This window comes from Actinomadura violacea (genome assembly GCF_017573465.1).
Classification (GTDB): domain Bacteria; phylum Actinomycetota; class Actinomycetes; order Streptosporangiales; family Streptosporangiaceae; genus Spirillospora; species Spirillospora violacea.
In genome coordinates this window covers 179,625-198,490 of the sequence record NZ_JAGEPF010000022.1, presented here as the reverse complement: position 1 = coordinate 198,490, position 18,866 = coordinate 179,625, and the positions used below count along the sequence as shown (strand labels likewise).

Below are 18,866 nucleotides of genomic sequence, written 5' to 3'. Positions count from 1 at the left end.
GGCCCGATCGGCGGCGCCGTCAGCGGCGCCGCTCGGTGAGGCCGAGCCCGTCCAGGTGCTCCAGCAGCGCGACCGCGACGCGGCGGCTGGTGGACAGCGCGTCGCCGGCCTGCCGCGGGGTGAACGGCTGCGGCAGCGCCGACAGGATCCGCAGCGCCTCGCGGTCGGCGCCGGGCAGCAGGACGACGCCGTCGCGCAGCCGCAGCACCGCGCCCGCGTGCTCGGCGGCGGCGAGCGCGCCGCCGGTGAGGCCGAGTTCGGCAAGGCGCTCCTCGGCGGGCGCCTCGAACGGCGCGCTCGCGAGGTCGGCGCGGAGCCGCTCGATGGCGGCCTCCAGCCCGGGAGGCATCGCCGGACGCTCCGGGGGGCGCGCGGCGGCCCCGTCCGCCCCCGTGCTCTGCGCCGCAGCAGGTTCCCGACCCGGGTCCGCCGCCGCATCCGCGGGGGCGGCCGGGCTCGGGGACGGGGGCTCGGCTGCGACGGGAGGTGTGTCCGGGTTCGAGGGCGCGGCGGCCTGGGCCGCCGCCGTCCGGGCGGCGGCGTTCGCGGGCGGGGCGGGCTCGGGGGCGTGGACGCGGCCGCCGTCCAGCCGCAAGGGCGGGCGGACGAGGGCGGCGGCGAGGTGGCGGGCGGGAAGGCCGAGCCGAAGCCGGGCGGTCTCCAGCGGGATGCCCGGCGCGTCCGGGGTCGCGGCGGCGTGCCGGGCGGCCTCCTCGGCGAGCCGCCCGTGCAGGGTCTCCCAGTGGTCCGGGTCGGCGAGCCAGCCGCCGTCGAGGGCGACGGCGCCGTCCGGCGGCGCGCAGCCCATCAGGCCCAGCTCGGACGCGCGGAGCACGCCGTGCCGGCGCAGCACCAGCGCGCCGTCGGGCCGGTCGGGCCAGCTCGCCAGCTCGCGGGCGCGGGCCGGGCCGGCGTCGCGCCGCACCAGGGTCGGCGGCCGGACGTCCAGCACGCTGACGCCGGCGATGGCGCGCCGCTCGGGGTCGCGCAGCAGCGCGGTGTCGCCGATGTGCAGGGCCAGCCGGGCGTTGAGGGTGAGGCGGGCGGTGTCGGGGCCGAGGGGGCGCAGCCGCACGGGGACGGCGGCGGCGCCGATGTGCAGGGTCATCCGGCGCGCCAGCCGGCCGGACGCCTCGCCGAACCGGGTCCGCACGTCCACGCAGGTGGTGAGGGACCAGCGGTCGGGGGTGACCAGGGCCATGCCCGCGCCGACGCGTCCGGCGTCGCGCAGCGTGAGCACGACGCGGGAGACGCCGGTGGCGCTCTCGCGGGGGCCGCCGGTGCTGCCGATCGTGCGCACGCGGACGCGGCGGCCCGCGGGCATGAGCAGCAGCTCGTCGCCGACGGCGATCGTCCCGGCGGCGAGGGTGCCGGTGACGACGCTCTGCCGTCCGGCGGTGAAGGCGTGCTCCAGCCACAGCCGCACCGGCGCGCCGGGGTCGGGCACGGGCAGCCGCCCGGCGAGCCGGTCGAGGGCGGCGGCCAGCTCGTCCAGCCCGGCGCCGGTGACGGTGCTGACGGCGACGGCCTCGACGCCGCGCAGGGCGGTCCCGGCGAGCCGGTCGCGGGCCTGGCGGAGCGCGAGCCTGGGGTCGGCGGCGTCGGCGCGGGTCACGGCGAGCACGCCGGCGCGGACGCCGAGCGCGGCGAGCGCGTCCAGGTGCTCCTGCGACTGCGGCATCCAGCCCTCGTCCGCGGCGACGGTGAACAGCACCGCGGGGACGGCCCCCGCGCCCGCGAGCATCGCCGGGACGGACCGCTCGTCGCCGGGGACGTCCACGAAGGCCAGCCGGCGGCCGGACGGCAGCTCCGTCCAGGCGCCGGGTTCCTCGGGTTCCATGCCGGTGAGGGCGCGCACGAGGGCGGACTTGCCGTGCCCGTGGTGGCCGGCGGTGGCGAAGACCTGCATCAGCGCCCTTCCGGGGTCGCGGCGCGCGGGGCCGCGGGGAAGGGGGCCGGCACGGCGGGCGCGCCGGCGGGGGCGGCATTGCGGGGGTTTTGCAGACGTAGGTCCACGGAAGGCAACCCTAAGGACGCCGGGGCCCGGAGCGAAACCCGATCGGGCCCACACCCCCTGATCATAAATCTCACTAACTTCGCGTAAACCTCACCCGGTGATGAATCGTCCTGCTCGCGGCGCGGTTACTCGGCGGGACGGGCGTCGCAGCGCGCGAGGTGGTCCGAGTGCGCGCGGAAGTCGTCGACCATCCGGTGGACCAGGACGGCCAGCTGCGCCCGCTCCTGCGGCGACCACCCGGCGAGCGCGTCGGCCATCCACTGGCGGCCCGCGGCGCGGACCCGCTCGACGGCCTCCAGGCCGGCGTCGGTGATCCGGACGCGCTGGGCGCGGCCGTCGTCGGGGTCGGGCACCCGCTCGACGTAGCCGGCCCGCTCGAGCCGCTGCACCTGGCGGGTGACGTGCGGCGCCTCCACCGCCAGCCGGACGGCCAGCTCCCCCGGCCGCAGCGGGTCGGGCGCGTCCGCGAGCGCGCCGAGCAGCGGCACGGCGGCCCGGTCGACGGGGACGCCGGCCTCGGCGACCGTCCGGTCGTGCTGCTTGGCGCGGGTGAGCATGTGGGCGACGCGGCTGATCGCGCGCTCGATCTCCACGATGTCGGGCGGCGCCGCGGCGCCGGTCTGCGGGAGGGCGGCGGACGGCGGCGGGGTGGACATGTGATCCATTGTACGATGCATTTACTTAACTTAAGTAAGTACAGTGTCCGAGCACGCCCGGGCTCCCACCGACCGGGACCGTTCCCCCAGGAGGCTTCATGACCGGCGCCCCGACGGCGGCCGCCGCCACGACCCGGCGGCAGGCCGCCGGCCCCCCGCGCACCGGCCTCACCCTCTTCGCGCTCGCGATCGCGGGCATGGTCGTGTCCGTGCAGCAGACCCTCGTGATCCCGCTGCTGCCCGAGCTGATGACCCGCTTCCACGTCTCGGTGACCGCGGTGACCTGGGTGTTCACCGCCTCGCTGCTGGCGGGCGCGGTCGCCACCCCGCTGCTGTCGCGGTTCGGCGACATGTACGGCAAGAAGAAGATGATCCTGCTCGTCCTGGTGCTGCTGCTCATCGGCTCGGTGATCTGCGCGGTGTCCGGGTCGCTCGGCGTGCTCATCGTCGGCCGCACCCTGCAGGGTGTGTCGTCGGCGATGATCCCGCTGGCCATCGGGATGATCCGGGACACCTTCCCGCGCGAGCGGATCACCACCGCGATCGGCATCGTCAGCGCCACGATGGGCGTCGGTGGCAGCGCCGGCATGATCGTCACCGGCCTGATCGCCGACCGCACCACCAGCCACCACCCGGTGTTCTGGATCACCGCCGCGCTCGCCGCGGCCGGGCTCGTGCTCGTCGCCGTCACCGCGCACGACACCGGCGCCCGCGCCGGCGGCCGTCCCGACCTCGCCGGCGCGCTCCTGCTGGCCGGCTGGCTGGTCTGCCTGCTGCTGGCGATCAGCGAGGGCAACGACTGGGGCTGGACGTCCGGCGGGGTGATCGCCCTGTTCGCCGCCGCCGTGCTGCTGTGCGGGCTGTGGGTCGTGATCGAGCAGCGGGTGCGCGAACCGCTGGTGCGGCTGAGCCTGCTGGTCGGGCCGAAGTCGCTGTCGGCGAACCTGTCCTCGACGCTGCTCGGCTTCGCGATGTTCGCCGCGTTCACGCTGATCTCCGGCTTCGTCCAGTCGCCGTCCGACAAGGTCGGGTACGGGCTGGGCGGATCGGTGCTGGACGTCGGCCTCTACATGCTGCCCAGCACCGTCACGATGCTCGTCGCGTCCGCGATGTCGGGCAACATCGCCCGCCGCATCGGCCCCGCCTACACGCTCGCGGTCGGCTCGGTCTTCGCCGGGCTCAGCTACACCTGGCTGGCCGTGTCGAACTCGCACGGCTACGACATGCTGGCGTTCAGCGCGATCCAGGGCATCGGCTTCGGCGTCGCCTACGCCGCGCTCGGCACCCTCGCCGTCCAGCACGTCCCGATGGACCAGAGCGGCATCGCCAGCGGCATCAACTCCCTCGTCCGCACCACCGGCGGCAGCGTCGCGGGCGCCGTCACCGCCTCGATCCTGGCGGGGAAGGTCATCGCCGGGACGCAGGTGCCGACGCTCGGCGCGTACGAGCTGTGCTTCTGGATCGTCGCGGCCGGCGCCGTCCTGGCCGCCGCGGTCGCCGTCGTGCACGGCGTCCGGCACCCGCACGAGCGCCCGGAGTGACCCGGGCCGCGCGGCGGCGGTGACGCTCCGCGACCGGGAGGTGGCGGCGCGGGGCCTTGACGAAAGGCACCCGCGCCGTGCCCTATAGGGGTGCGCCCCGAAACGCGGATCGGGGCGGGGCCACCGCCACCGGGAGGACGAAATGGGCGCCTACGCGGCCGCGTACGAACGCAGCATCGCCGATCCGACCCGGTTCTGGGGGCTGGCGGCGCGGGACGTGCGCTGGCTCGTCCCGCCCGACCGGGTGCTGGACGACGGCGCCCCGCCGTTCTACCGCTGGTTCACCGGCGGCGAGCTGAACACCTGCGACAACGCCCTCGACCGGCACGTCGACGAGGGCCGCGGCGACCAGGCCGCGCTGATCTACGACAGCCCCGTCACCGGGACGGTCCGCACCTACACCTACCGGGAGCTGACCGATCTCGTCGCGCGGTTCGCCGGGGCGCTGCGCGCACAGGGCGTCGAGCGCGGCGACAGGGTGGTCATCTACCTGCCGATGATCCCCGAGGCCGTGATCGCGATGCTGGCGTGCGCGCGGCTCGGCGCCGTGCACTCGGTGGTGTTCGGCGGGTTCGCGGCGCGGGAGCTGGCCGTCCGGATCGACGACGCCCGGCCGAAGGCGGTCGTGTCGGCGTCCTGCGGGATCGAGGGCGGCCGGATCGTCGCCTACAAGCCGCTGCTCGACCAGGCGCTCGAGCTGGCCAAGCACAAGGTCGAGCGGTGCGTGATCCGGCAGCGCGAGCAGCTGCACGCCGACCTCGTCCGGCCGCGCGACGTGGAGTGGGACGAGGCGGTCGAGGCCGCCCGTCCCGTCGAGTGCGTGCCGGTCGCCGCCACCGACCCGCTGTACATCCTCTACACCTCCGGCACGACCGGGCGGCCGAAGGGCGTCGTCCGCGACAACGGCGGCCACGCGGTGGCGTTGCGCTGGTCGATGGAGAACGTGTTCGGCGTGGGTCCCGGCGACGTGTTCTGGGCCGCGTCCGACGTGGGCTGGGTCGTCGGGCACTCCTACATCGTGTACGCGCCGCTGCTCACCGGCTGCACGACCGTCCTGTACGAGGGCAAGCCGGTCGGGACGCCGGACGCGGGCGCGTTCTGGCGCGTCGCCGCGCAGCACCGCGTCAAGGTGCTGTTCGCCGCGCCCACCGCGATCCGGGCCGTCAAGAAGGAGGACCCGGACGGCGCGCTGCTCGCCGGGCACGACCTGTCCGCGCTCGACACGCTGTTCCTCGCCGGGGAGCGGCTCGACCCCGACACCTACCACTGGGCGTCGCGGGTGCTGGAGCGGCCCGTCATCGACCACTGGTGGCAGACCGAGACGGGCTGGCCGATCGTGGCGAACCTGCGCGGCCTGGAGCCGATGCCGGTCAAGCCGGGGTCGCCGTCGGTGCCGGTGCCCGGCTACGACGTGCAGGTCCTCGGCCCGGACGGCGCGGCCGTCCCGCCCGGCACCGACGGCGACATCGCGATCCGGCTGCCGCTGCCGCCCGGCACGCTGCCGACGCTGTGGCAGGACGACGAGCGGTTCGTCGAGTCGTACCTGACCCGCCATCCCGGCCACTACCTGACCGGCGACGGCGGGCACGTGGACGAGGACGGCTACGTGTGGGTGATGGGCCGCACCGACGACGTGATCAACGTGGCCGGGCACCGGCTGTCCACCGGAACGATGGAGGAGGTCATCGCCGCGCACCCGGCGGTGGCCGAGTGCGCGGTCATCGGCGTCGAGGACGCGCTGAAGGGCCAGGTCCCGCGCGGGTTCGTCGTGCTGAAGAGCGGCGCCGCGGCCGACCCGGGCGAGCTCGCCGCGGAGCTGGTGCGGATGGTGCGCGAGCAGGTCGGGCCGGTCGCCGCGCTGAAGCGGGTCGAGGTCGTCGCGGCGCTGCCGAAGACCCGGTCCGGCAAGATCCTGCGCGGGGTGATGCGGGGCATCGCCGACGGCAAGGACGTGACGGTGCCGTCCACGATCGAGGACACCGGCGTGCTGGACGAGCTGCGGCCCGTCCTGCGCCCGCCCGCGCCCTGACGCCCGCCGGGCGACCCGGCTAGCGGTGGCTCCTCGGCGGCCACAGCGCGGCGACCAGGAGCACGCCCACGGCGGCGATGCCGATCTGGAAGATCGTCTCCCAGAAGTTCCAGCCGGACGTGCGCAGCCCGACCATCGCGCTCAGCCCCGTCCCGGCGAAGGCGGCGACGACGCCGACCGCGACCGTCACCCAGCCCGGCATGCTCTGCCGGCCCGGCACGATCAGCCGGCCGAGCGCCCCGACCACGGCGCCCAGCACGATGGCGGAGACGATCCCCCCGATGGTCACGCCCGCTCCCCTACCCCGATATCCCGGCGGCTAGCGGACGAGGAGGTGGTGGCGGCCGAGCGGGGCCAGCTCGCCGATCACCGGGGCGCCGGGGATCTCGCCGGCCACCAGCAGCCCGCCGGAGGTCTGCGCGTCGGCGAGCAGCAGCCGCTCCTCCTCGGCGATCCGGCGGAACTCGGTGCGCGGGGAGACCCAGGCGAGGTTGCGGCGGGTGCCGCCCGGCACGAAGCCGTCGCGGACGGCCGCGCGCGCCCCGTCCAGGTACGGGACGGCGGCGGCGTCCACGATCGCGGTGACGCCGCTGGCGCGGGCCAGCTTGTAGAGGTGGCCGAGGAGCCCGAAGCCGGACACGTCGGTCGCGCAGACGGCGCCGCGCTCCAGCGCGGCGACGCCCGCCGCCGCGTTCAGCGTCGTCATCGTCTCGACGGCCTCGCCGAACACCTCGCCGGTCGCCTTGTGGCGGGCGTTGAGGACGCCGAGGCCGAGCGGCTTGGACAGCGAGAGCGGGACGCCCGCGCGCCCGGCGTCCAGCCGCAGCAGCCGGTCGGGGTCGGCGAGGCCGGTCACCGCCAGGCCGTACTTGGGCTCGGGGTCGTCGATGCTGTGGCCGCCGGCGATCGGGCAGCCGGCCAGCTCGGCCACGTGCCGGCCGCCGCGCAGCACCTCGCGGGCCAGCTCGGCGGGCAGCGCGTCGCGGGGCCAGCCGAGCAGGTTCAGCGCCATGACCGGCTCGCCGCCGACGGCGTACACGTCCGACAGGGCGTTGGCGGCGGCGATCCGCCCCCAGTCGTAGGCGTCGTCGACGACGGGGGTGAAGAAGTCGGCGGTGGACACCACCGCGCGGCCGCCCGCGACGCGCAGCACGGCCGCGTCGTCGCCGTCCGCGCCGCCGATCACCAGGGGTTCGCCGCCGCCGGTCAGGCCGGCCACGACGTTCTCCAGCTCCCCGGGCGGGATCTTGCACGCGCCGCCGCCGCCGTGCGCGTACTGGGTGAGGCGGGCTGCTCGGGCGAGACGGTTCACCAGGAGATTTAACGCACAACTACCACAAATGATCAACAAACGGACGGTACGGGTCCGGTCACCCAGGGATCGCCGCCGCCCCCGACCAGCGCGAAATCGCGGAAGGGGTTGTCCGAACCATGTTCGGCATGGTGCGATCCTGTTCTGCAAGTCATCACTTACTCAAGGGGCGACATATGGGGATCCAGGAGCAGCGGGACGAGCTGGACCGGGCCGTCGCGGGGCAGACGGTCTGCACCAGCCTCGCCGCGACCGCCGCCGAGCACGGCGGCAGGCCGGCCTACTCCGACCGGGTCGACGGGCAGTGGCGGACGCTGACCTGGGCCGACACGCGGACCCGGGCCCTGGAGGCCGCCGCCGGGTTCGCCGCCCTCGGACTCGAGCCGGGCGACGTCGTCGCGCTGATGATGCCCAACCGGTCCGAGCACGTGCTCGCCGACCTCGGCGCCGTGCACGCCGGCGGGGTCCCGACCACCGTGTACGCCACCCTCGCGCCCGACCAGGTCGCCTACGTGGCGGGCCACTGCGAGGCCAAGTACGCGGTGCTGGACGGCGCCGACCAGCTCGCCCGCTGGCAGCCCGTCCTGGACCGGCTCCCCCACCTGCGCCGGATCATCGTGGTGGACGCCGCCGCCTGCCCCGACGGCGACGACCGGTACCTCAGCTGGGACACCTTCTCCGCGCTCGGCCGCGGCGAGCTGGCCGCCGACCCCGCCGCGGTCGACCGCCGCTGGCAGGCCGTGAAGCCGGAGGACACCGTCACCCTGCTCTACACCTCCGGCACCACCGGCGACCCCAAGGGCGTCCTCATCACCCACTCGATGGTGCTGCACGAGGCCGCCATGGTGCAGCGCAGCTCGGTGCTGCCCGACCACCCGTCCGGCGTCTCCTACCTGCCGTTCGCGCACATCGCCGACCGCGTCCTCAGCTACTACCTGCCGGTCCGGCTCGCCGCGCACGTGCACTTCTGCCCGGACCCCGCGCAGCTGACCTCGGTGCTGGCCGAGGTGCGGCCGCACTCGTTCTTCGGCGTCCCGCGCGTCTGGGAGAAGATCATGGCGGGCATCCAGGCGGTGCTGTCGGCCGAGCAGGACCCGGCGAAGAAGGCCGCCGTCGCCGGCGCCCTGGACGCCGGCCGCGCGTACGTGTCCGGCCAGGAGTTCGGCAACACGCTCACCCCCGAGGCCACCGCCGCGTTCGAGGCCGCCGACGCCGCCGTCCTCACCCCGATGCGGGCGCTGCTCGGCCTGGACCGCGTCCGGCAGGCCTCCAGCGCCGCCGCGCCGCTGCCGGTCGAGGTCGCCCGGTTCTTCGCCGGCCTCGGCCTGAAGATCTTCGACGCCTACGGGATGACCGAGACCACCGGCGCGATCACCGCCAACCTCGCCGACTCCTTCAAGCTCGGCACCGTCGGCCGCCCGTTCGACGGCGTGGAGCTGACGCTCGCCGAGGACGGCGAGATCCTGGTGCGCGGCGCGACCTGCACCCCCGGCTACCTGAACCGGCCCGAGGCGACCGCCGACCTGATCGACGCCGACGGGTGGGTGCGCACCGGGGACGTCGGCCGTCTCGACGAGGACGGCTTCCTCACCGTCGTCGACCGCAAGAAGGAGCTGATCATCACCGCCGGCGGCGAGAACATCGCCCCGTCGATGATCGAGAACCACCTCAAGGAGCACCCGCTGGTCGGCCAGGCGCTCGCGTTCGGCGACCGCCGCCCCTACGTCGTCGCGCTCATCACCCTGGACGGCGAGGTCGCCCCGGTCTGGGCCGCCGCGCACGGAGTCGAGACCACCGACCTCGCCGCGCTCGCCGAGCACCCGCTCGTGCTGGAGGAGGTGGGGAAGGCCGTCGAGGACGCCAACGCCCGGCTCGCCCGCGTCCAGCAGGTCAAGAAGTGGCGGCTGCTGCCCGCGGAGTGGACGGCCGAGAGCGAGGAGCTGACCCCCACCCTGAAGCTGCGGCGGCGCGTCGTGCACGGCAAGTACGCCGAGGCCCTCGACGCCCTCTACGCGGGGTGATCGACTAGGATCGCGGCGGAGGCGCGCGAGCGCCTGGTGGCCTCCGCGGTCTTCAAAACCGTTGGTCCCGAGGATCTCGGGACGGCGGGTTCGATTCCCGTGCGCCTCCGCGAGCACGCCCGGGGCCGCCGGCCGAGCCGTTGCGCCGGCGGCCCGCGGGCGTCACGGCCGGGCCGCGCTCCCGCGGGGGCGGCACCGGGGGCGAGGGCGCGGCGCGCGACGTACCGTGGAGGTATGAGGCGGCGGAAGCTCGCTTACGGGATCATGATGGGGACGTGCCTCACCTTCATCGTCCTCGCCTGGACGGTCGTCCGGCTGTACTCGACGAACGCCGCGATCGGCATGTCGGTGTTCGCGGTGATGATCCCGCCGTTCGCCGCGATGGTCGCCAACTGGAACATCGACCGGCGCGACTGAGGCCGTCCGGGCCCGTGCGAAGGCGGCGGCGCGAGCACCGGGGGCGGGCGTGAGCTGGCCGGACGTCCCCGCGGTGCTGGACCTCGTGGGCATCTTCGTGTTCGCGGTGTCCGGGGCGCTCGCCGCCGTCCGCAAGCGGCTGGACGTCGTCGGCATGGTGGTGCTCGCGGAGATCACCGCGCTCGGCGGCGGGATCCTGCGGGACCTGCTGATCGGCGCGGTCCCGCCGGCCGCGTTCACCAGCCTCGGCTACGTGCTGGTGCCGCTGGCGGCCTCGGCGCTGGTGTTCTTCTGGCATCCGCAGGTGACGCGGCTGCTGCCGGCGGTGCTGCTGTTCGACGCGGCGGGCCTCGGGCTGTTCTGCGCGACCGGCACGGTGAAGGCGCTGGACCACGGCCTGTCGCCGCTGCACTCGGTGCTGCTCGGCGTGGTCACCGCGGTCGGCGGCGGCATCCTGCGCGACATGCTGAGCGGGCAGATCCCCTCGGTGCTGTACGACCGGCAGCTGTACGCGCTGCCGGCGATGCTCGGCGCCGCCGTCACCGCGGCCGCCTCGTCCGCGGGGCTGCACGGCGGCGGCGTGACCGCCGGCGCCGCGGTGCTGGCCTTCGCCCTGCGCGCGCTGGCGATGCGTTACGGCTGGCGGGCACCCCGCCCCCGCGGGGTGCCCGACTAACCGCGGCCGGAAGGGCTAGGAGGCGGGCTTCATGCTGAAGTGGACCTCGCTCCCCTTGACGGAGGTGACGGTGACGGTGAGCCTGTGGCTGCCGCCCTTGCCGTCGCGGACGGTGCAGTCGAGCGTGGCGCCGACCTTGCCCTTGAGGTCGTCCGGGCAGGACGCCTTCGCCGGGCCGAGGCCGGCCGCCTGGTACATCGGGCCGAACCGGTCGTCGATCTGCTTCTCCACCGTGCCGGAGCCGACGGTCTTGCCCACCTCGCAGCCCGCGGCGGCGAGCGCGAGCCCGCCGAGCAGGACGGGCACGGCCAGGAACTTGCGCATGGTGCTTCTCCCCGTGTCGCGGCGCCCGGGTCCCCGTGGGGCGCCGTCCGCAGGTATGCTCCGCCGCCGCGCGACCCGGCCGCCAGGGCACGCCGTCCTGCCCGTCAAAGGACGCAGAACGGGACAGATCACTCCGAACTTTTTCGTTACGCGGGGATAACCGGGGTACCGTTCGGGTCATGGGGCGGATCACCGTGCGCAAGCCGGTCCTGCGGCTGAGCACCGGCGGCGCGGCGGGCCGCCGGCCCGACACCCTCGCGGTCGAGGAGCCGCTGGAGATCCGGGTGGCGGGCAAGCCGCTGACGATCACCATGCGCACCCCGGGGCACGACTTCGACCTCGTCGCCGGGTTCCTGGCGGCCGAGGGCGTCATCCGCGGCGCGGCCGATCTCACCGCCATGCGCTACTGCGCCGACACCCAGGAGCAGAACACCCTGGACGTGGCGCTGGCGCCCGGGGTGGCGCCGCCCGACGACGCGATGACGCGGGCCTTCACCACGACGAGCGCGTGCGGGGTGTGCGGGAAGTCGAGCATCGAGGCGCTGCGGGCCGACCGGCCGTACGACGTGGCGGCCGACCCCGTCCGGCTCACCCCGCGGGTGCTGGCCGCGCTGCCGGACCGGCTGCGCGGCGCGCAGCGCGTCTTCGACCGGACGGGCGGCCTGCACGCCGCGGGCCTGTTCGACGCCGACGGCGAACTCCTCGCGGTCCGCGAGGACGTGGGGCGGCACAACGCGGTCGACAAGGTCGTCGGATGGGCCGTGCGGCAGGACCTGCCCCCGCTCACCGGTAAGATCCTGATGGTCAGCGGACGCGCCTCGTTCGAGCTGACGCAGAAGGCGATGACCGCGGGGATCCCCGTCCTCGCGGCGGTGTCGGCGCCGTCCTCGCTGGCGGTGGAGCTGGCCGAGGACGCCGGGATGACGCTGGTCGGGTTCCTGCGCGGGGACACCATGAACGTCTACACGGGCACAGAGCGTATCCGGATCTGACGCCCGGGTCGTTTGTCATCTCGGGCCGAAAACCAATCGGTAACTTGTTGGCCCGCCCTCAAGACACCGGGCCCGGCACAGGGGTTGACTGCTCCCCCTATGCAATGACGCGCGCGTGCACCCACGCCGCGTCCGGCCCCGGGCGCGCGAAGCGGAGGATCACGGAATGACGAGGCCCCTCACAGGCGGCGGAGCGGCGTCCGGCATCGACGAGCGCCATCCCCCGATCAAGCCTCGGCGGGTCTCCTTCGACTGGTCGTCCACTCCGCTGCACTGGGTCCCCGGCGACCCGCTCGCGACCCACATCATCAACTCCTTCCACATCGTCTTGCCCGAAGGCGAGAAATGGTTCATCCAGTGCGTGAAGGACGCGCGGCCGCACATCCGCGACGAGCGGCTGCTGGAGGAGATCAAGGGGTTCATCGGCCAGGAGATGGTGCACGCCCGCTCGCACCAGGGCGTGCTGGACCAGATCCTGGAGACCGCCGGGATCGACGTCTCGAAGATCACTGACGCGGCGGCCAAGGGCAACGCCGAGCGGCCCGCGCAGATGGCGGCGCTGAAGGAGCGGAACCGGCGGGCCTGGCGCCGCCGGCTGCGGTTCGAGCTGGCCGCGGTCGCCTCGATCGAGCACTACACCGCCGTCCTCGGCCAGTGGATCATGGACAACGACCGGCTGGAGAAGGCCGGGGTCGACCCGACGATGCTGGACCTGCTGCGCTGGCACGGCGCCGAGGAGGTCGAGCACCGGTCGGTGGTGTTCGACGTCTACAAGGCGATGGGCGGGCGCTACCCGACCCGCGTGGCGGCGTGGGTGGTGTCCCTGTTCTTCCTGTACTGGGCGCTGATCGGCGGGTCGCTGTACCTGATGAAGCAGGACCCGACGGTGACGAAGCGGATCACGCCGCTGCGGCTCGTGCGCTCGTACCGCCGGTCCGTCCGCAAGGGGCACGTGCCCGGCATCTTCAAGCTGCTGCTCGGCGAGGCGCCCGTCTACCTCAGGCCGAACCACCACCCGTCCAAGGTCTGCTCGACGCCGCGCGCGCTGGAGTACCTGCGGAAGTCCCCCGCCGCGCAGGCCGCGGGCTACGACCCGTACTAGACCGCGTCCGACATCGCGACCGGAGGCTCCCCGGAGACCTCCCCCGAGGGCCCGTACCGCCGCGCCGTACGGGTCCTCGCGCGCGTCCGGGTGGCGAGCGTCACCCGCGCCCCCCTTGACCGCGGTTCGGGTCCGGCGGTTAATTAACACCGTGTCCAATAATGTGACGCTCGCCCGCACCCATGATCAAGCGGAGCTGGAGCGATTCCGCGACGTCCAGCGGCTGTGCTACCAGTGCGCCGACGAGGTCGCCGCCACCCTCGAACCCGGCGTGACCGAGCGCGAGGCGTGCCGCCGCATGCGCCGCTGGCTGCGGGCGCACGGCGTGGACGACTGGCTGCACACCCCGTTCGCCTGGTTCGGCGACCGGTCGGCCTTCCGCGGCTTCAAGGTCCCCACCCAGTTCCTCCCCAGTGCCGCGCGCCTGGAGGAGGGCATGCCCTACATCCTCGACATGGCGCCCGTACGCGACGGCTACTCCGCCGACATCGGCTACGGCGGCGTCCTCGGCGAGAACCGCATCTGGGAGCGGCTCGACGCCGACCTCGCCGAGTACCGCACGCTGATCCTGCGCCTCGTCCGCGAACGCCGCACCTTCGCCGACATCTACGCCGAGGTCGACGCGCTGATCGAGCGGCAGGGCTACCAGAACCGGCACGCCAAGTACCCCGGACGGGTCATCGGCCACCAGGTCGGGATCATCGGCGGCATCCTTCCCAAGCGCGTCGGATTCCCGTTCGGTGTACGGTTCCTGCAGACGATCGGCCGCGAACTGGTCAAGGAGCGCCTCGAAGGGCGCTCCCCCCTCTGGAACGGGGCCGCGCAGTCCCAGCACCCCCCGACGCCCGGGCTGTGGGCGGTGGAACCGCACATCGGGTTCCGCGGCGTCGGCGTGAAGTTCGAGGAGATCCTGGTGGTCACCGAGGACGACGCGTACTGGCTCGACGACGACCTGCCCCACGTGCACCGGTGGGCACGACGGGAGGCGCAATGACGCAGGCCACCACTACCGGAGCCGCCCCGGGCGCCGCCCCCGCGGCACCGGTGACCCGCCGCCGCGTCCGCGGCGACGGCGTCGACCTCGCCGTCTACGAGCAGGGCGACCGCTCCCGGCCGACCGTCCTGCTGATGCACGGCTACCCCGACACCCACGCGGTGTGGGACGAGGTCGCCGCGCGGCTCGCCGGCCGCTACCACGTCGTCCGCTACGACGTGCGCGGCGCGGGCGCCTCGTCGCGCCCGTTCGGCCGCAAGCGCTACACCTTCGACTACCTCATGTCGGACATGCGCGCGGTGCTGGACGCCACCGCCCCCGAGCGCAAGGTGCACCTCGTCGGGCACGACTGGGGCTCGATCCAGTCGTGGGAGGCGGCCTGCACCATGCCGGAGCGGTTCGCCTCGTTCACCTCCATCTCCGGTCCGTGCCTGGACCACGTCGCGCACTGGACGCGCCGCAACCTCGCCCGCCCGACCCCGGCGAACCTCAAGCGCGCCGCCGGGCAGGGTGTCCGGTCCTGGTACATCTACTTCTTCCAGACGCCCGTCCTGCCCGAGCTGATGTGGCTCGCCGGGCTGTCCAGGCCGTTCAGCCGCGCCCTGGAGCTCGGCGAGGGCGTCCCCCCGCGCGACGGCCACCCGGCGCGGACGATGGCGCGGGACGGCGCGTCCGGCGTCGGCCTGTACCGGGCGAACATGGTGCAGCGGCTGCGCCGCCCCCGCGACCGCCGCACCGACGTCCCGACGCAGGTCATCGTCCCGACCAAGGACCTGTTCGTGTCGCCGCACCTCGTCGGCGGCCTGGGCGGCCGGGTGCCGCACCTGTCCCTGCGCCCGATCGCCGCGGGCCACTGGGCGCCGCGCAGCCACCCCGACGTCATCGCCCGCTGGATCGGCGAGCACATCACCGGCGTCCAGGGCGGCGCGCTCACCGCCGCCGAGTCCCGCGCGCTCAAGCGCGCCCGCGTCGGCCGCGACCGCCGCGCCTTCGACGGCTCGCTCGTCGTGGTCACCGGCGCCGGCAGCGGCATCGGCCGCGCCACCGCGCTCGCGTTCGCCGAGCGCGGCGCCGAGGTCGTCGCCGCCGACCTCGACCTCGCCACCGCGCAGCGCACCGCCGAACTCGCCGGCCTCGTCGGCCCGGCCGGGCACCCGTACCAGGTGGACGTGTCCGACGCCGCCGCGATGGAGGACTTCGCCAAGTCCGTCCTGCACGACCACGGCGTCCCGGACGTGGTGGTGAACAACGCCGGGATCGGCATGGCCGGCTCGTTCCTCGACCACACGGTCGGCGACTGGGACGCGGTCCTCGGCGTGAACCTGTGGGGCGTCGTGCACGGGTCGCGACTGTTCGCCGCGCAGATGGTGGAGCGCGGGCAGGGCGGCCACATCGTCAACACCTCCTCCGCCGCCGCGTTCACCCCGTCCCGGACGCTGCCCGCCTACGCCACCAGCAAGGCCGCCGTGCTGATGCTGTCGGAGTGCCTGCGCGCCGAGCTGAAGGGCAAGGGCATCGGCGTCACCGCGATCTGCCCCGGCATCGTCAACACCAACATCACCAAGACGTCCCGGTTCGTGGGGCGCGGCACGGAGGAGCAGGCGCGCAGCCAGGAGCGGGCCGCGCGGGCGTACGCGCTGCGCGGCTTCGGGCCGGAGGGCGTCGCCGAGCGGATCGTCGCCGCGGTCCGCGACGACCGGGCGGTCGTGCCGGTCACCCCGGAGGCGCGGCTGAGCTACCTCACGTCCCGCGTGTCGCCGCGCGTGATGCGGCTGCTGGCCCGCTTCAACGCGGGCTAGGCCGCCCGGCCGCGGGTAGGACGCCCGCACACGCCCTAGGGTGATCACCGGGAGGCGGTGCGGGATGGCGGACGCCGTGGTCGTCGGCGCGGGACCCAACGGGCTCGTCGCGGCCAACATGCTGGCCGACGCGGGCTGGGACGTCCTGGTCCTGGAGGCGCAGCCCGAGCCGGGCGGCGCGGTGCGCAGCGACCGGGGCGTCCACCCCGAGTACGTCAGCGACCTGTGCAGCGCGTTCTACCCGCTCGGCGTCGCGTCGCCGGTGATGCGGGCGCTCGGCCTGGAGCGGCACGGGCTGCGCTGGAAGCACGCTCCGGCGGTCCTGGCCCACCCGCTGCCGGACGGGCGCAGCGCCGTGCTGGAGCGCGACCCGGACGCGACCGCCGCGAGCCTCGACGCGCTCGGCGCGGGCGACGGCGACGCCTGGCTGCGGCTGTGGGGCCTGTGGGAGGAGATGGGGGACGAGGTGCTGCGCGCCCTGTTCACCCCGTTCCCGCCGGTCAGGGCCGCGCTGCCGCTCGCCGCGGCGGCGCGCCGGGCGGGCGGGCTGCGCGTCCTGCGCTCGCTGCTGGCGCCCGTCCGGACGTTCGGCGAGCAGGAGTTCGCCGGGCCCGGCGGGCCGCTGCTGCTCGCCGGGTCGGCGCTGCACACCGACATGTTCCCCGAGACGACCGGCGGCTCGGTGTTCGGCTGGCTGCTCGCCATGATCGGCCAGCGGCACGGCTGGCCGGTGCCGGAGGGCGGCGCGAGTGAGCTCACCGCCGCGCTGGTCCGGCGGCTGGAGGCGCGCGGCGGGACGGTCCGCTGCGGCACGCCCGTCGCGTCGGTGATCGTGCGGAACGGGCGCGCGCTCGGCGTGCGGACCGAGGCCGGCGAACCGGTACGGGCCGCGAAAGCGGTGCTCGCCGACGTCTCGGCGCCCGCGCTCTACGGCGGGCTCGTCGCCTGGTCCGACCTGCCCGGCTCGCTGCGCGCGGACATGCGCCGCTTCACCTGGGACCACGCCACCTTCAAGGTCGACTGGGCCCTCTCCGGGCCGATCCCCTGGGCCTCCCCGGACGCGGCGCGCGCCGGGACCGTCCACCTGTCCCCCGGCCTGGACGCCATGACCGACTACAGCGGCCGGATCGCCACCGGGCGCGTGCCGTCCGAGCCGTTCGCGCTGCTCGGCCAGATGACGACCGCCGACCCGTCCCGCTCCCCCGCCGGCACCGAGTCGGTGTGGGCGTACACGCACGTCCCGCACCGGGTGAAGGGCGACGCCGGGCCCGACGGCATCACCGGCGCCTGGGACGAGCGCGAGCAGGACGCCATGGCCCGCCGCGTCGAGGACGTGATCGAGCGCTTCGCGCCCGGCTTCCGCGACCGCGTCGCCGCACGCCGGATCACCGCCCCGCCCGCGTTCACCGAGCACAACGCCAACCTGCCCGGCGGCGCCCTGAACGGCGGCACCGCGATGATCCACCAGCAGCTGGTGTTCCGGCCCGTCCCGGGCCTCGGCCGTGCCGAGACGCCCGTCGCCGGGCTCTACCTGGCGTCGTCGTCCGCGCACCCGGGCGGCGGCGTGCACGGCGCCTGCGGGGCGAACGCCGCCCGCGCCGCCCTCGCCCACGCCTCGCCCGCGGGCCGACTCCTCACCCCGGCCCTCCGCTCCCTGACCACCCTCCTCGCCCCCTGAGCCACGTTCACTTGCGGCGTGTCGGCCTTAAAACCGCCTCCATAAGGCCGACACGCCGCAAGTCAACGAAGCCACCCCACACCCCCGGCAAGAGCCGTCTGACCGCCGCCTTCCGCTCCAGGCGGCGGTCAGACGTGCTCGGTCAGGTTCAGGCCCGTCTCGGGCTCGAAGAGGTGGATCGAGGCCGGGTCGTACTCCAGGTCGAGCGGACGGCCCTCGCGCGCCTCGGACCGCGGGTCCAGGCGCGCGACGATCTGCGCGTGCCGGTGGCCCGGGGAATGGCCCTGGAACGCGTCCGCGAGGTGCTCGGAGTCGACCACCGTGCCCGGCTCCAGGTCGATGTAGGCGAACTTCTCCGCGCCGAGCGACTCCAGGATCTCGACGCGCCCGCCGAAGGTGAGCTCGCCGGCGTCCTGCTCGCGGCGGCGGTCGAGGCTCGCGTCCGCGAACGCCTCCGGCCGCACCCCCATCACGACCCGGTCCGGCGAGTGGTGCGCCGACAGCGCCCGCCGCATCCGGTCCGACAGCGGGATCTCGCCGAGCACCGAGTGCAGCGCGCCCCCCGAGACGTCGGCGGGCAGGAAGTTCATCGACGGCGAGCCGATGAACCCGGCGACGAACAGGTTGTGCGGATGGTCGTACAGCTCCTCCGGCGTGCCGACCTGCTGGACGATCCCGCGCCGCATCAGCACGATCCGGTCGCCGAGCGTCATCGCCTCGGTCTGGTCGTGCGTGACGTACACGGTGGTGGTGCCGAGCTGGTTCTGCAGCCGCGAGATCATCGTGCGCATCTGCACCCGCAGCTTGGCGTCCAGGTTGGACAGCGGCTCGTCCATCAGGAACGCCTTGGGGTTGCGGACGATGGCGCGGCCCATCGCCACCCGCTGGCGCTGCCCGCCCGACAGGTGCGCGGGCCGCCGGTCCAGGAACGGCTCGATCGCCAGGATCCGCGCCGCCTCCTCGATCTTGGCGTTGGCCTCCGCCTTGCCCATCCGGGCGAGCCGCAGCGGGAAGCCGATGTTCTCCCGGACGGTCATGTGCGGGTACAGCGCGTACGACTGGAACACCATCGCGATGTCGCGGTCGCGCGGCGCCCGGTCGTTGACGCGCCGGCCGTCGATGAGCAGCTCGCCCTCGCTGATGTCCTCCAGCCCGGCGATCATGTTCAGGGTGGTGGACTTCCCGCAGCCGGACGGGCCGACCAGGATGATGAACTCCCGGTCGGCGATCGACAGGTCCAGGTCCTGCACCGCGGTGGTGCCGTCGGGGTAGCGCTTGGTGACCCCGGACAGAACGATCTCAGCCATC

At 74.5% G+C, this 18,866-nt stretch carries 16 protein-coding genes and 1 tRNA gene; 11 read left to right on the top strand and 6 right to left on the bottom strand.

The genetic code is table 11. The features are described from left to right. Positions 1 to 19: 19 nt before the first annotated feature. Positions 20 to 1,909 carry a selenocysteine-specific translation elongation factor gene (locus tag J4709_RS34035; RefSeq protein WP_208246991.1) on the bottom strand — a complete coding sequence of 630 codons (1,890 nt, stop codon included), beginning with the start codon at positions 1,907 to 1,909 and terminating at the stop codon, positions 20 to 22. A 233-nt stretch (positions 1,910 to 2,142) separates the two neighbouring features. Then, positions 2,143 to 2,673, bottom strand: coding sequence for a MarR family winged helix-turn-helix transcriptional regulator (locus J4709_RS34030; protein WP_208246989.1), 531 nt, complete (start codon positions 2,671 to 2,673; stop codon positions 2,143 to 2,145). 98 nt (positions 2,674 to 2,771) lie between these two features. Here J4709_RS34030 and J4709_RS34025 point away from each other — a divergent pair, with 98 nt between their 5' ends. Next, the gene (locus tag J4709_RS34025) at positions 2,772 to 4,214 is read left to right on the top strand and encodes an MFS transporter (RefSeq protein ID WP_208246987.1); all 1,443 of its coding nucleotides are present in this window, start codon (positions 2,772 to 2,774) and stop codon (positions 4,212 to 4,214) included. Positions 4,215 to 4,356: 142 nt separating this feature from the next. After that, positions 4,357 to 6,243, top strand: a complete 1,887-nt coding sequence (locus J4709_RS34020; protein ID WP_208246985.1) for a propionyl-CoA synthetase — start codon at positions 4,357 to 4,359, stop codon at positions 6,241 to 6,243. Between the two features lie 19 nt (positions 6,244 to 6,262). Here the strand turns inward: J4709_RS34020 and J4709_RS34015 are convergent, their stop codons facing one another. Beyond that, positions 6,263 to 6,532 carry a GlsB/YeaQ/YmgE family stress response membrane protein gene (locus J4709_RS34015; RefSeq protein ID WP_208246983.1) on the bottom strand — a complete coding sequence of 90 codons (270 nt, stop codon included), beginning with the start codon at positions 6,530 to 6,532 and terminating at the stop codon, positions 6,263 to 6,265. A gap of 30 nt (positions 6,533 to 6,562) precedes the next feature. After that, positions 6,563 to 7,555, bottom strand: coding sequence for a selenide, water dikinase SelD (gene selD / locus J4709_RS34010; protein ID WP_208246981.1), 993 nt, complete (start codon positions 7,553 to 7,555; stop codon positions 6,563 to 6,565). A 176-nt stretch (positions 7,556 to 7,731) separates the two neighbouring features. Here selD and J4709_RS34005 point away from each other — a divergent pair, with 176 nt between their 5' ends. From J4709_RS34005 to J4709_RS33990, 4 genes are all read left to right on the top strand, one after another. Next, a complete protein-coding gene (locus tag J4709_RS34005; RefSeq protein ID WP_208246979.1) occupies positions 7,732 to 9,576 on the top strand; it encodes an AMP-dependent synthetase/ligase in 1,845 nt (614 codons plus the stop codon). A 17-nt stretch (positions 9,577 to 9,593) separates the two neighbouring features. Beyond that, positions 9,594 to 9,686 (top strand) — tRNA-Sec (locus J4709_RS34000). A 124-nt stretch (positions 9,687 to 9,810) separates the two neighbouring features. Further along, positions 9,811 to 9,993: a DUF3099 domain-containing protein gene (locus tag J4709_RS33995; RefSeq protein WP_208246977.1), complete on the top strand. Its 183-nt coding sequence runs from the start codon at positions 9,811 to 9,813 to the stop codon at positions 9,991 to 9,993. 49 nt (positions 9,994 to 10,042) lie between these two features. Beyond that, the gene (locus tag J4709_RS33990; RefSeq protein WP_208246975.1) at positions 10,043 to 10,669 is read left to right on the top strand and encodes a trimeric intracellular cation channel family protein; all 627 of its coding nucleotides are present in this window, start codon (positions 10,043 to 10,045) and stop codon (positions 10,667 to 10,669) included. Between the two features lie 15 nt (positions 10,670 to 10,684). Here the strand turns inward: J4709_RS33990 and J4709_RS33985 are convergent, their stop codons facing one another. Then, positions 10,685 to 10,993, bottom strand: coding sequence for a DUF4333 domain-containing protein (locus tag J4709_RS33985; protein WP_208246973.1), 309 nt, complete (start codon positions 10,991 to 10,993; stop codon positions 10,685 to 10,687). Positions 10,994 to 11,172: 179 nt separating this feature from the next. On the opposite strand from J4709_RS33985, the gene fdhD reads away from it, so the two are divergent. From fdhD to J4709_RS33960, 5 genes are all read left to right on the top strand, one after another. Then, on the top strand, positions 11,173 to 11,985 hold the full coding sequence (gene fdhD / locus J4709_RS33980; protein ID WP_208246971.1) for a formate dehydrogenase accessory sulfurtransferase FdhD: 813 nt from the start codon (positions 11,173 to 11,175) through the stop codon (positions 11,983 to 11,985). Positions 11,986 to 12,151: 166 nt separating this feature from the next. Continuing rightward, positions 12,152 to 13,087 (top strand): metal-dependent hydrolase, encoded by a 936-nt coding sequence (locus J4709_RS33975; RefSeq protein ID WP_208246968.1) that lies wholly within the window; start codon positions 12,152 to 12,154, stop codon positions 13,085 to 13,087. Positions 13,088 to 13,238: 151 nt separating this feature from the next. Then, entirely contained in the window at positions 13,239 to 14,081 is an 843-nt protein-coding gene (locus J4709_RS33970) for a M24 family metallopeptidase (protein ID WP_307801777.1), read from the top strand. After that, positions 14,078 to 15,880 (top strand): SDR family oxidoreductase, encoded by a 1,803-nt coding sequence (locus tag J4709_RS33965; protein ID WP_208246966.1) that lies wholly within the window; start codon positions 14,078 to 14,080, stop codon positions 15,878 to 15,880. Before J4709_RS33970 ends, J4709_RS33965 begins: the two co-directional genes overlap by 4 nt. 64 nt (positions 15,881 to 15,944) lie before the next feature. Beyond that, positions 15,945 to 17,558, top strand: coding sequence for a phytoene desaturase family protein (locus J4709_RS33960; RefSeq protein ID WP_208246964.1), 1,614 nt, complete (start codon positions 15,945 to 15,947; stop codon positions 17,556 to 17,558). A 128-nt stretch (positions 17,559 to 17,686) separates the two neighbouring features. On the opposite strand, the gene J4709_RS33955 is transcribed toward J4709_RS33960, so the two are convergent. Beyond that, positions 17,687 to 18,865 (bottom strand): ABC transporter ATP-binding protein, encoded by a 1,179-nt coding sequence (locus J4709_RS33955; RefSeq protein WP_208246962.1) that lies wholly within the window; start codon positions 18,863 to 18,865, stop codon positions 17,687 to 17,689. Between the last annotated feature and the right edge of the window lies 1 nt (position 18,866).